This window comes from Amycolatopsis sp. NPDC051061 (assembly GCF_040682935.1).
In the GTDB taxonomy this organism is placed as follows: Bacteria; Actinomycetota; Actinomycetes; order Mycobacteriales; family Pseudonocardiaceae; genus Amycolatopsis.
Window position 1 is genome coordinate 30,239 of the sequence record NZ_JBFBBZ010000070.1, and the last position, 12,323, is coordinate 42,561.

The following is a 12,323-nucleotide window of genomic DNA, read 5'->3' on the forward strand; positions in this document are numbered from 1 at the left end:
ACGATGCGGACCCCATGGCGAACCGGGCTCGGCGACTTCTCGGACTGCTTGCTGACCGGTCTGCTCGTCGCGCTCGCGTCGGTGCCGGTGGTGACGGCGGCTCCGGCGTTCGCGGCGGGCTGCCGGGCCCTCGACCGGGCGCGCCACGGCATCGGGCGTCCACTGTGGACGACGTTCTGGGCCGACTTCCGGGAGGCCGCCCGGGGCGGGGTGGCGTTCGGCGGGCTGGGCCTGCTGGCCGCCGTGCTGTTCGTGGTGGACCTCGAAGCCGCGCGCTCGATGCCGGGAGCGGGGGTGCTCGGGCCGGCGTTGTGGGTGCTGGCCGCCGCGGTCGCCGTCGTCGCCGTGCGGACGTGCGAAGTCGTCGCGACCGGGGAACCGTCCTGGCGCCGGGCGGTGGTGACGGCGGCCCGCGAGACGGCGGCCTCGCCCCGCGACGGCCTGCTCACGGCGACCGCGCTGGCCGTGGCCGCCGTGCTCGTGTGGATGCTGCCGATCCTGGCCCTGCTGGTGGCCGGGCCCCTGGCCCTGGCCGCCGTCGCGACCGGCGGGCCCCGATGACTCCTACGGTGGTCGTGTTCGGCACGGCCGGCTACGCGCGCACGCACCTGCGCCGGGCCCGGGCACTGCACGACCGGGGGGAGATCGTCCTGGCCGGCGCGTGCGACGTTCGCGAGCCCCCGGACGAGGCCGGCGAGCTGGTGCCGGTGTTCACCCGCGATCCGGCCGAGCTGCTGGCCCGCGTGCCGGCGGACATCGTGGTGGTGGCCACCCCGCCGCACACGCACCTGCCGCTGGCGCGCCTCGCGCTCGCCGCGGGCTGCCACGTGCTCGTGGAGAAGCCGCCGGTGCTCGACCTGACGGCGTTCGACGAGCTGACCGAGCGGGCCCGTGGCCGGGCCTGCCAGGTCGGGTTCCAGAGTTTCGGCTCACCCGCGGTCCCGGCGATCCGGGCCGCGCTGGCGCGGGGCGCGATCGGGGCGGTCACCGGGATCGCCGCCGCGGGCGCGTGGATCCGGCGTGACCGCTACTTTTCGCGCACCGCCTGGGCGGGCCGTCGCCGGCTCGACGGGCGGGCGGTCGTGGACGGCGCTCTGACGAACCCGTTCGCCCACGCCGTCGCGACCGCCTTGCTGCTCAACGGCACGGCCGGAGCCCGGCCCGAGCGCACGACCGTGGAGCTGTACCGCGCCCGCGACATCGAGTCGGACGACACGGCGTGCGCCCGCCTGTGCTTCGCCGGCGCACCGGACGTCGTCGTCGCGGCGACGCTCGCCGCCGAAGCCGACCATGAGCCCTACGTGCTGATCCACGGCACCGAAGGCCGGATCCGCTGGCCCTACAAGACCGACCGCTTCCTCATCGACGACGAGCCGGTGCCGGTCGCCCCGCCGCAAGACCTGCTGGCGAACCTCGTCGCCCACCTCCGCGACGGCGTGCCGCTGCTCGCACCGCTGGCCGCCACCCGCGCGTTCACCGCACTGGTCGAGGCGGTCCGCGACGCGCCCGAGCCGAGGCGGCTGCCCCAGGCCCGCGCCGTCGGCACCGGCCCGGAGCGCCGGTTCGTCGTGCCGGGCGTCGATCGGGCCGTCGACGCCGCGGCCGAGCGCCTCGCGCTGTTCTCCGAACTCGCCCTGCCCTGGACCCTCGCCCGAGAGGAGACGTGATGGTGACGCGCTACGCGATCGTCGGCCTGGGTTCCCGGGCCCAGCTGTTCACCCGCGCGCTGGCCGGCTCACCGCGGGCGGAGCTCGCGGCCTTCTGCGACCACAACGAAACCCGCCTGCGGGTCCACAACGACTGGCTCGGCGCTTCCGTGCCGGGCTACCGGCCGGCGGACTTCACGGCGATGCTGGCGAAGGAGCGCATCGACGTCGTCGTGGTGTGCACCCCGGATCACACGCACGCGGACTACGTCGTCGCCGCGCTGCACGCCGGCTGCGACGTCGTCACCGAGAAGCCCATGACGACCGACGTCGACGGCGCCCGGCGCATCCTCGCCGCCCGCCGCGAGACCGGCCGCGCGGTGCGGGTCGCCTTCAACTACCGGTACAACCCGGTGCACCGGCGCGTGCGCGAGCTGCTCGCCGCGGGCGCGATCGGGGAGATCGGCTCGGTCGAGTTCAGCTGGCTGCTCGACACCGCGCACGGCGCCGACTACTTCCGGCGCTGGCACCGCGAGAAGGCGAACTCCGGCGGGCTGCTCGTGCACAAGTCCGGCCACCACTTCGACCTGGTCAACTGGTGGCTCGGCCGCGGGCCCGAGACGGTGTTCGCGCTCGGCCGGCTGTTCTTCTACGGCGACGGGAACGCCCACCGGCACGCCGATGACCGGTTCGCGCTGGACCTCGAGGCCTCGCCCCGGCTGCGCGCGCTCTACCGCGACGCGGAGCAGGAGGACGGCTACATCCGGAACCAGAACGTGTTCGCGCCTGGCGTCACCATCGAGGACGACCTTTCCGTGCTCGTGCGTCACCGCGGCGGGGTGGTCCTGAACTATCACCTGCACGCCTACTCGCCGCGCGAGGGCTACCGCGTCGCGTTCGCCGGCAGCGAGGGACGGCTCGAGCTGGACGTCCGGGAGAACGAGCACCCGGCCGGTGCCGAACCGGCGCCCGAGCCGGGACGCGCCCGGCTGACCGTGCAGCGGCACTGGGCGCCACCCGAGGTCGTGCTCGACGAAGTCCTCGGCGAAGGGCACGGCGGCGGGGACGAGCGGATGCTCGCCGAGCTGCTCGGCGACGCCGAGCCGGACGAGCTGGGCTGCGCCGCCGACCACGACTCCGGCCTGCAGGCGCTGCTCACCGGGCTGGCCGCCAACCGGTCCCTGGCCACCGGCGCGCCGGTCTCGGTCGACGAATTGCTCGCTGAGATCGGGGAGCGGGTGTGAGCCGCGCGGCGGTGGGCGGCGGGACGCTCGAGCTGGCCGAGGACGACGACGGCCGGGTGCGCGTCCAGCTCGGCGCCCTCGTCCTGGCGGAGTACGTCGTGGCGCCGCCGACGCCGGCCGGGGACTCGCCGAAGCCGTACCTGCACCCGGTGCGCACCACCGCCGGAGAGACCGTGACCGCCGTCCGGCCGCACGACCACACCTGGCACAACGGCCTGCAGTTCACCATGGCCCACCTGTCGGGGGAGAACTTCTGGGGCGGCCGGACCTACGTGCGCGGCCGCGGCTACACACCGCTCGACAACAACGGCAGCGTCGGCCACGTCCGCTGGGAGAGCATCGAGAGCGCGGCCGGGCACTGCGAGCTGCGGCACGAGCTGGCCTGGCGCACCGCGGCGGGACGACAGTGGCTGACCGAGCACCGCACGCTGCGCTTCGGCGACGTCTCGGCGGACAGCTGGACCCTCACGTGGACGAGCCGGCTGCGCAACACCAGCGGCCGCGAGCTGCGCTGGGGGAGCCCGGTGACCGAGGGCCGCGACACCGCCGGGTACGGCGGGCTGTTCTGGCGCGGCCCGCGCTCGTTCGTCGGCGGCACGGTCCGGACGTCCGACGGCCGGGCGGCGGACGAGGCGATGGGCCACCGCGCGCCGTGGCTCGCCTTCACCGGCCGGCACGACGAGAGCCTGCGCACGTCGACGCTGCTGTTCGCCGACAGCCCGGCGAACCCCGGTTTCCCCACCGCCTGGTACGTGCGCGCCGAGCCGTTCCCGGTCGTCAGCTTCGCCGAGACGTACCACCGGCCGCGGCGGCTCGAACCGGGCGAAGAGCTGACGCTGACCCACCACGTCGTCGTCTTCGACGGCGACCCGGACCCCGCCCGGCTGGCCGAGTTCGCGGCCCGGGCGGCCGAGTAGAAGGAGCCGACATGCGCTGGAAGGCCTTCGCGGGGTGCCTCGCCCTGCTCGGACTCACCGTCACCGCCGGGCCGGCGGAAGCCCACGGCCACGACCCGGGCCGGGTGGTGCTCGGCGCGCACGACGGCTGGGGCGCGGCGACCACCGGGACGAGCGGGGGAGCGGCCGCCGCCCGCGGCGACGTCCACACGGTGTCGAAGCGCTCGGAGCTGGTCGCCGCGCTGGTGGCGCACCCGGGCGCCCCGAAGATCATCTACGTCCGCGGCACGATCGAGGGCAACGTGGACGCCCGCGATCGGCCTCGGTCGTGCGACGACTTCGCCGACCCGGCCTACACCTTGCCCGCGTACCTGGCGGCGTACGACCCGGCGACCTGGGGGAAGGTCGAGCCGTCCGGGCCGCTGGAGGAGGCGCGAGCCCGGTCGCAAGCCAACCAGGCCGCCCAGGTGGTGCTCGACGTCGGCCCGAACACGACGATTTACGGCCTCGGCGGCGCCACTTTGCACGGGCTGACGTTGCGCGTCACCGGCGACAACGTCATCCTGCGGAACCTGCGGTTCTCCGACGCGCACGACTGCTTCCCGCAATGGGACCCGCTCGACGGCGCGGACGGGAACTGGAACTCCGAGTACGACAACGTCGACCTGGTCGGGGCGACGCACGTCTGGGTGAACCACAACGAGTTCAGCGACGGCGGGAACAACACTCAGCCGTCGTACTTCGGGCGGAAGTACGAAGTCCACGACGGACTGTTGGACATCGTGAACGGCTCGGACCTCGTGACGGTGTCGGACAACCGGCTGCACGACCACGACAAGACGATGCTGATCGGCAACACCGACAAACCCACCTACGACGTCGGCAAGCTGCGCGTCACGGTGCACCACAACCTGTTCTCGGAGATCGGGCAGCGCGCGCCGCGGGTGCGGTACGGGCAGGTCCACGTCTACGACAACCTGTACGTGGTGCGGGATCCGGCGGCTTACACGTATTCGCTGGGGGTGGGGGTCGAGTCGCGGATCTACGCGGAGAACAACTTCTTCCGGATCCCGGCTTCGGTGCCGCTGGGCGCGCTGGTCGAGTACTGGAAGGGGACGGTGCTGCACGCGACGGGGACGCTGGTTTCTTCCGGTGCGGCCCGGCCACGCTCGGTGGACCTGCTGGCGGAGTACAACGCGGCGAACGACCCGGATCTGGGTTCTGACGTGGGCTGGACGCCGACGCTGGTGGACCGCCTGGACCCGACGTGGGCGGTGCCGGTGCGCGTGCTGACGGGTGCGGGTCCCGTTTTCTGAAAACTCCCTTCCGCGACGGCCATCCGGGCGACACCGACGTCCCTTCGCCCAGCGGCATTGACACGCCGAACCCGGGAACCCGAGACTGAGAAAGCGCTTTCAGCACTCGCTAGGACCATTTCCCGACCAGGGAAGACCAAGGAGTGATGAGCATGTCTTCGATTTCCCGGGTGGCCCGGGCCGCGGCCGTCGCCGCGCTCGCGGTGTCCACCGTGATCGTCGCCGGCCACCCCGCGAGCGCCGCCTCGTGGCCCAACCCGAGCGTCAGCCAGGCGGTCGGCGCGACCATCAAGGTCACCAGCGGCACCTACGACGGCGGCCTGAAGCGGTTCTACGGCACCGGTGACCTCGGCACCGGCGGCCAGGACGAGGACCAGGGCCCGATCTTCGAACTGTCGAACGGCACCACCTTGAAGAACGTCGTCCTCGGCAACCCGGCCGCCGACGGCGTGCACTGCCTCGGCACCTGCACGCTGCTCAACGTCTGGTGGGAGGACGTCGGCGAGGACGCCGCGACCTTCAAGGGCACCTCGGCGTCGCAGACCATGACCATCGACGGCGGCGGCGCGCGCAAGGCGTCGGACAAGGTCTTCCAGCACAACGGCCCCGGCACCATGTACATCCGGAACTTCCAGGTCAACGACTTCGGCAAGCTCTACCGCTCCTGCGGCAACTGCAAGACGCAGTACAAGCGCAACGTCGTCGTCGACAACGTCACCGCCGCCGTGCCCGGCAAGGCGCTCGTCGGCATCAACACCAACTACGGCGACACCGCCAAGCTGACCCGGATCACCATCGTCGGCGACTCGAGCCGCAAGATCGTGCCCTGCCAGAAGTACAAGGGCGTCACCAGCGGCGAGCCGACGACGATCGGCAGCGGGCCCGACTCGACGAACTGCCTCTACACGACCGCGAACATCACCTACCAGTGATCGACTCGCCGGGGGTGCCGGCCGCCGTCCGGTACCCCCGGCGTCCACCCGTGGAGGTGTCCCGTGTTCACCCTGCTCATCGCTTCGGTCCTCGCCGGCGCGTCGGTCACGGCGCCCGCGTGCGCGCACCTCGTGGTAGCCGCGGACGGCTCGGGAAGCTTCGCGTCCGTCCAGGCGGCGATCGACGCCGTCCCGGCCGGGGGCACGGTTTCGCTCAAGCCCGGCACCTACCGCGAAGTGATCACCGTGCCCGCGAGCAAGACCGGGATCACCTTGCGCGGCACCACCGGCAAGGCGTCGGACGTCGTCATCGACTACGACAACGCCAGCGGGACCGGGAAACCCGACGGCTCGACGTACGGCACCACGGGCAGCGCGACCGCGACGATCGCCGCGAACGGCTTCACCGCGAGCGCGCTCACCTTCCGCAACTCCTTCGACCGCAAGGCGCACCCGGAGATCACCGCCACCCAGGCGGTCGCGGTGAAGACCACCGGCGATCGGATGGTCTTCGACAACGTCACGTTCCTCGGCCACCAGGACACGCTGTACGCCGACACCGCGGCGGTCGGCACGGTGGGCCGCCAGTACTACCGGAACTGCGCGATCAGCGGGGACGTCGACTTCCTCTTCGGCCGCGCCACCGCCGTGTTCGACCGCGCGACGATCACCGCGCTCGACCGCGGTTCGAACCCCAACGGCTACCTGACGGCGGCGAGCACGCGCCGGAGCAACCCGTACGGCTTCCTGGTCGTCGGCAGCAAGGTGGTCAGCCCGGCGGCGAACGCCGGCTTCTACCTGGGCCGGCCGTGGCACCCCAGCGGCGACGTCGACGCCATCGCGCAGGTCGTCATCCGCGAAACCGCCCTGCCGGCGGCGATCAAGGCGACGCCGTGGACCGACATGTCCGGCTTCTCCTGGAAGGACGCCCGGTTCTTCGAGTACCGCAACACCGGACCGGGTGCGGGTACCGGCACCGACCGGCCGCAGCTGACGGCCGCCCAGGCCGCGACGTTCACCGCGCAGCGCTACCTCGCGGGCGGCGACGGGTGGAACCCCGTGCACTGATCAGCGTCGAACCGGGCTACGACAGCGCCGGCCCCTGCGTCCACTGAGCTTGGGGAGGTTCACCATGCCGCACACCCTCGCCGCGGGCGCCGCCGGGGCGGCCGGCGCCGCACTCGGCGGCCGGGCCGCCGCGGCCACCTGGGAAACCACTACTACCTCGACGGCACCTGGGTGGGCCGGCGCCGCGGGGCGAACTTCACCGGCAAGCCGATGTGGCTGATCCTGAACCTGCAGATGGAGGGCTCGGCCGGCTCGCCGGGACCGACGTCCGACACGTACTACCGCGCCCGCAACGTCTACGTCGGCCGCAGCCGCGCCTGAAGGGCCTTCCATGCACCGTTTCAGCACGTTCGTCCTCGCCCTGCTCCTCGGCGCCGGGCTGTGCGCCGCGCCCACGTCGGCCGTGTCCGCCGGGTCGGCGGGGTCGCCGGCGAAGCACCAGGTCACGTTCGACAAGTACTCGCTGATGCTGGACGGCCGCCGCCAGGTCGTCTGGTCCGGCGAGTTCCACCCGTTCCGGCTGCCCAGCCCGGCCCTGTGGCGGGACGTGCTGCAGAAGATGAAGGCCACCGGCTACACGGCGGTGTCGATCTACTTCGACTGGAACTACCACTCGCCGGCACCCGGGGTCTACGACTTCACCGGCGTCCGCGACATGGACCGCGTGCTCGACCTGGCGGCCGAGGCCGGGCTGTACGTCATCGCGCGGCCCGGCCCCTACATCAACGCCGAGGTCACCGGCGGCGGCTTCCCGGCGTGGCTGAGCACCCAGGCCGGTCGGGCCCGCAGCGACGCGCCGGACTACCTCGCGGCTGCGGACGAATGGCTGACGCGGATCGACCGGATCATCGCGCGCCACCAGTACACCGACGGCCGCGGCTCGGTGATCCTCTACCAGATCGAGAACGAGCTCGCGGCCACCGGCACGTCCCAGCAGAACTACGTGGCACACCTGTACGACAAGGTGCGGTCCGACGGCATCGCCGTCCCGGTCTTCCACAACGACAAGGGCCGCAACGGGATCTGGGTGCCCGCGGACTCCGGCGTGCCCGGCACGGTGCCGGGCAAGGTCGATTTGTACGCCTTCGACGGCTACCCCGGCGGCACCTGCCGGACCGACGCGACACCCGGCAGCCCGAGCGTCGCACCGGACTGGGGGACCTACGGGCCGGGTGGGGCGAAGGGCGGCGCGAGCGCGTCGCCGAACACCCCGGGGTTCGTCGCCGAGTTCGGCGGCGGCTGGTTCGACTACTGGGGCAGCAACGGCACCTACCCCTGCACCGCCGTCCGGCAGGGGCCGGGCTACGAGCGCGTGTTCTACGGCACCAACCTGGCGAACGGCCTGACGCTCCAGAACTTCTACATGACCTTCGGCGGCACGTCGTGGGGCCGGCTGCCGGCACCGGTCGTCTATTCGTCGTACGACTATGGCGCGGCGATCGACGAAGGCCGTCAGCTGCGGCCGAAGGCGCTGACCATGAAGGAGCTGGGCTACTTCCTCGCCACGGTTCCCGACGTGGCGAAGATGGACCGGGGCGATCCGGTGACACCGTCGTCGGCCGCGGTGAAGGTCTACCACAACGTCAACCCGGACACCGGGGTCCAGCTGTACGTGCCGATGCACTCGCCGTCGAATGTGACGACCGACGACAGCTTCACCTTCCCACTGTCCACACCGGACGGTGCCTACACCGTTCCGGTGCGGCTGAACGGCCAGGACGCCAAGCAGCTGGTGGCGAACTTCGACGTCGCGGGCCAGCACCTGGTGTATTCGACGTCGGAGCTGATGGCCGGGACCGCCGGAACCCTCCTGCTGCACGGCCGGCCGGGTGAAGACGGCCGGACCGTGCTGCGGTACGCGTCCCGGCCGCGGGTGGACGTCCTCGCCGGCGCGGTGACGACGACCTGGACCGGGAACGACCTGCGGCTGGACTACCGGCACGAGGGCCTCGCCCGCGTCCGGATCAGCGGCGGCGGCCGCCCGGCCGTCACCCTGTTGCTCGCCGACGACCCGACGGCCGACACGTTCTGGCTGGCTTCGGGCTTGCTCGTGCGCGGGCCGGACCTGGTGCGGACCGCTGACGCGCGCTCGCTCACCGGCGACACGAAGGGAGCACGGGACCTCGAGGTCTGGGGCGCCCGCGGCCCGGTGGTGCGGTGGAACGGCGCGGTCGTTCCGATGCGGCCGACGGCGTCGGGCAGCCTGGCCGCCCTCCGGCCGCTGCCGGGACCCACCGGCCCGCGGTTGCCCGAGCTGACCGGCTGGCGGTCCGCGCCGGGCTCCCCGGAGTCGGCGCCCGGCTACGACGACTCGGCGTGGCCCACCGCGGACCGGACCACGACGAACAGCACGACGCCACCACCGGCGGGCGAGCCGGTGCTGACCGCGGACGACTACGGCTTCGGCGTCGGCGACGTCTGGTACCGCGGGCGGTTCACGGGTTCGCCGGGGAAACAGGTCAGCCTGCGCTACGGCGGGGGCGGCGCCGGGATGCTGCAGGCGTGGCTGGACGGGCAGTACCTCGGCGAGAACGTGCTGCCGTCCGCGCTGGCTTCGCCGCCGACGACCGGCACCGCGACGTTCCCCGTGCCCGAAGGACTGCGCGGCGACGGCCCGCACGTGCTGTCGGTGATGGTGCGCAACGACGGCCACAACGAAGACGGCGGCGTCAACGACGCGCACAAGGAGGGGCGCGGGCTGATCTCGTCGTCGCTGACCGCCGCGACGTGGAAGATCCGGGGCGGCACGGCGGATCCGGTGCGCGGCCCGCTGAACAGCGGCGGTCTCGCGGGCGAGCGCGCGGGCTGGTCCCTGCCGGGCTTCCCGGACCGGAGCTGGACGCCGGCCGTCGTCCCGGCGGCGACGGCCGCCCCGGGGACGACGTGGTACCGCACGACGTTCTCACTGAAGGTGCCGGCCGGACAGGACACCTCGGTGGGCCTGACCCTCGGCGATCCGGCGCGGCCTCGCTCCGGCGGGCACTACCGGGTGCTGATCTTCCTCAACGGCTGGAACGTCGGCCAGTACATCGCCGACGTGGGGCCGCAGCACACGTTCGCGCTGCCGACCGGAATCCTCGACCCGCACGGCCGCAACACGCTCGCCTTGGCGGTGACCAGCGATGGCGGCGAGGGCAACGGCTTGGAGCAGGTGTCGCTGACGGACCTGGGTTCGGCGCGCGGCGGCGTGCCGGTCCGGCCGGTGTACTCACCCGGGTGGCGGCCCTGACAGCGCCTTGAGCACGAGGTCGCGGGCCGGCCGCGTCACGACGGCGTGGGCCGACCGCGCTCACTCCCAGGCCGATGGCCCGGTGCGCCCGGGGACGCACCGGGCTTCCGGTCAGGTCAGCTTGTTCTTGAGTTCCTTGGCCTTTCCCTTCGCGGTGCCCTTCGCGTCCTGCAGCGGGGCGTAGGTGCCGTAGAGGGCGGGGTCGGGCTTCGGCGCGGTGCCGGGGCCACCGAGGGGTTCGGGGTCCATGAGGTATTCGATGCCCGCGTCGGTGGTCCAGCTGGTGCCCTTGGCGCCGTCGGGGCCGTCGGAGAGGTGCCAGATGGTGTGGTTGTGGGTCTGGTCTTCTTCGTCGAGCAGGGCGTTCGGCACGATTTCGTCTTCGAGGCCGTCGGCTTTCAGCTCTTCGATGGCGGCGAGCCATTGCTTCTGGTGGACGGTGTCGCGGGCGAGGTTGAACTGCAGCATGGCCTTGACGCCGGGGTCGTCGGTCATGTTGTAGAGCCGGGCGGTCTGGAGGCGGCCTTGGGCTTCGGCGGCGACGTTGGCGCGGAAGTCGGCGAGCAGGTTGCCCGAGGCGACGATGTAGCGGCCGTTCCAGGGGTAGCCGTTGCTGTCGGCCGGGAGCGCGCCACCACCGGCGACGATGGCCTGCTGGACGTCCATGCCGCCGAGGGTGGCGGCCATGACCGGGTCTTTGACGGCTTCGGCGGTCATGGTGGCGGGTGCGCCTTCGAGGAGGCGGGCGACCATGGTGGCGAGCATTTCGACGTGCCCGATTTCTTCGGTCGCGGTGTCCATGAGGAGGTCTTTGTACTTGCCTTCGATGCGGCAGTTCCAGCCCTGGAACAGGTACTGCATGGTGACGCTCATCTCGCCGAACGCGCCGCCGATGAGTTCCTGCAGCTTGTGCGCGTAGACGGGGTCGGGCTTTTCGGGCTTGGCTTCGAACTGCAGCAGCTTGGTGTGACGGAACACGCGAAGGTCCCTTTCGTCGGCGCCGGTGGTTCCCGGGGCGGAACCGGTGGCCGGAAGCCAGCGCATTCCCGGACGTCGGGACGATAACCACGAAAACCGTGATTTCCGCGGGAGGTTTGCGGTGCCAGGGAACGGGGTAGAAGCGGCCGCCCGCGTGCCGTGCCGGGGCTACGTGATCGGCACCGTGGCGACGCAGGACGCCGTCCCGTTGTCGAACGTGGTGGACGCCGTGCCTCGTGCGGTGGCCGGGATCGCGAGCCCCGCCGGCAGCGACTCGGTGCCGTTGGTGGCCGGCCCGACCCGGGTGTAGACCGTGTGGGTGCCCAGCCCGTCGCGGTAGGAGATCCGCAGCGACTGCGTGCCCGTGTCGCCGATGTACGGGCCCGACGTCGTGTACGACCCGATCGGGTGGTGGTAGCCGCCGGAGGTTTCGTACCGCAGGGTGAACGTCGCGCCGAACTCCCCGGAATGGCAGGTGCTGGTGACCTGCTTGACGGTCGCCGCCTGGGCCGGGGCCGCCAGCGCCGTGGCCAGCATCGCGACGAGCCCGGCTCGCACCACTGTCTTCATCTGATCCTCGCTCTCGGTCCCGGCCATCCTGCCGGAGCCCGCTTCCGTCCCGCTTCCCTCAGCCGGCGGTGCGGACGAGCAGGACCGGGCACGCCGCGTGGTGCAGCAGCGCCTGGCCGGTGGACCCGAGCAGCAGCCCCGGGAAGCCGCCGCGGCCGCGGTCGCCGAGGACGACCAGCTGCGCGGCCCCGCTGCGGTCGATCAGCTCGCGCCGGGGGTGAGCGTGGACGACGACCTGCTCGACCGCGACGTCGCCGACGTCGTGGTCGTGGAGCCGTTCGCCGAGCAGCCGGCGCCCGGCGTCGGTGACGCACCGCGGGTCCGGCCGCGGCGGCGAGGCGTCCGTCCAGGCGTGCAGCACGACCAGGGGAGCGCGGCGGACGCGGGCTTCGGCGAGCGCCGCCGCGAGCACGCGCGTGCCGGCCTCGCTGCCGTCGATGCCGG

The 12,323-nt window shown here is 72.4% G+C and carries 12 protein-coding genes; 9 read left to right on the forward strand and 3 right to left on the reverse strand.

Going from position 1 to position 12,323, the window contains the following annotated elements; translation table 11 throughout:
* Nucleotides 1-3: 3 nt before the first annotated feature.
* From AB0N03_RS47560 to AB0N03_RS47600, 9 genes are all read left to right on the forward strand, one after another.
* Nucleotides 4-561: a DUF624 domain-containing protein gene (locus AB0N03_RS47560; RefSeq protein WP_364387289.1), complete on the forward strand. Its 558-nt coding sequence runs from the start codon at nucleotides 4-6 to the stop codon at nucleotides 559-561.
* Nucleotides 558-1,667 carry a Gfo/Idh/MocA family oxidoreductase gene (locus AB0N03_RS47565; RefSeq protein WP_364387291.1) on the forward strand — a complete coding sequence of 370 codons (1,110 nt, stop codon included), beginning with the start codon at nucleotides 558-560 and terminating at the stop codon, nucleotides 1,665-1,667. The genes AB0N03_RS47560 and AB0N03_RS47565 overlap by 4 nt, the downstream gene beginning before the upstream one ends.
* Nucleotides 1,664-2,890 carry a Gfo/Idh/MocA family oxidoreductase gene (locus tag AB0N03_RS47570; protein WP_364387293.1) on the forward strand — a complete coding sequence of 409 codons (1,227 nt, stop codon included), beginning with the start codon at nucleotides 1,664-1,666 and terminating at the stop codon, nucleotides 2,888-2,890. Before AB0N03_RS47565 ends, AB0N03_RS47570 begins: the two co-directional genes overlap by 4 nt.
* On the forward strand, nucleotides 2,887-3,807 hold the full coding sequence (locus tag AB0N03_RS47575; protein ID WP_364387295.1) for a PmoA family protein: 921 nt from the start codon (nucleotides 2,887-2,889) through the stop codon (nucleotides 3,805-3,807). The genes AB0N03_RS47570 and AB0N03_RS47575 overlap by 4 nt, the downstream gene beginning before the upstream one ends.
* Before the next feature lie 11 nt (nucleotides 3,808-3,818).
* A complete protein-coding gene (locus AB0N03_RS47580; RefSeq protein WP_364387297.1) occupies nucleotides 3,819-5,102 on the forward strand; it encodes a pectate lyase in 1,284 nt (427 codons plus the stop codon).
* Nucleotides 5,103-5,263: 161 nt separating this feature from the next.
* Nucleotides 5,264-6,034 (forward strand): pectate lyase, encoded by a 771-nt coding sequence (locus tag AB0N03_RS47585; RefSeq protein ID WP_364387313.1) that lies wholly within the window; start codon nucleotides 5,264-5,266, stop codon nucleotides 6,032-6,034.
* A gap of 63 nt (nucleotides 6,035-6,097) precedes the next feature.
* Nucleotides 6,098-7,102 carry a pectinesterase family protein gene (locus tag AB0N03_RS47590; protein ID WP_364387299.1) on the forward strand — a complete coding sequence of 335 codons (1,005 nt, stop codon included), beginning with the start codon at nucleotides 6,098-6,100 and terminating at the stop codon, nucleotides 7,100-7,102.
* Between the two features lie 171 nt (nucleotides 7,103-7,273).
* Complete coding sequence (locus AB0N03_RS47595; protein WP_364387301.1) at nucleotides 7,274-7,423, forward strand: hypothetical protein; 150 nt, start codon at nucleotides 7,274-7,276, stop codon at nucleotides 7,421-7,423.
* Nucleotides 7,424-7,433: 10 nt separating this feature from the next.
* On the forward strand, nucleotides 7,434-10,331 hold the full coding sequence (locus AB0N03_RS47600; RefSeq protein ID WP_364387303.1) for a beta-galactosidase: 2,898 nt from the start codon (nucleotides 7,434-7,436) through the stop codon (nucleotides 10,329-10,331).
* Between the two features lie 111 nt (nucleotides 10,332-10,442).
* Here the strand turns inward: AB0N03_RS47600 and AB0N03_RS47605 are convergent, their stop codons facing one another.
* From AB0N03_RS47605 to AB0N03_RS47615, 3 genes are all read right to left on the reverse strand, one after another.
* Nucleotides 10,443-11,309 (reverse strand): manganese catalase family protein, encoded by an 867-nt coding sequence (locus AB0N03_RS47605; RefSeq protein ID WP_364387305.1) that lies wholly within the window; start codon nucleotides 11,307-11,309, stop codon nucleotides 10,443-10,445.
* A gap of 168 nt (nucleotides 11,310-11,477) precedes the next feature.
* Nucleotides 11,478-11,879, reverse strand: a complete 402-nt coding sequence (locus AB0N03_RS47610) for a hypothetical protein (protein WP_364387307.1) — start codon at nucleotides 11,877-11,879, stop codon at nucleotides 11,478-11,480.
* Nucleotides 11,880-11,937: 58 nt separating this feature from the next.
* On the reverse strand, nucleotides 11,938-12,323 hold a 386-nt coding region (locus AB0N03_RS47615; protein WP_364387309.1), incomplete at its 5' end, for a universal stress protein.

What these genes read in the sequence shown, in the direction of transcription:
- AB0N03_RS47600 (WP_364387303.1), top strand. Translation starts at nt 7,434, where the DNA reads ATGCACCGTTTCAGCACGTTCGTCCTCGCCCTGCTCCTCGGCGCCGGG.
- AB0N03_RS47610 (WP_364387307.1), bottom strand. Translation starts at nt 11,879, where the DNA reads ATGAAGACAGTGGTGCGAGCCGGGCTCGTCGCGATGCTGGCCACGGCG.
- AB0N03_RS47580 (WP_364387297.1), top strand. Translation starts at nt 3,819, where the DNA reads ATGCGCTGGAAGGCCTTCGCGGGGTGCCTCGCCCTGCTCGGACTCACC.
- AB0N03_RS47560 (WP_364387289.1), top strand. Translation starts at nt 4, where the DNA reads ATGCGGACCCCATGGCGAACCGGGCTCGGCGACTTCTCGGACTGCTTG.
- AB0N03_RS47565 (WP_364387291.1), top strand. Translation starts at nt 558, where the DNA reads ATGACTCCTACGGTGGTCGTGTTCGGCACGGCCGGCTACGCGCGCACG.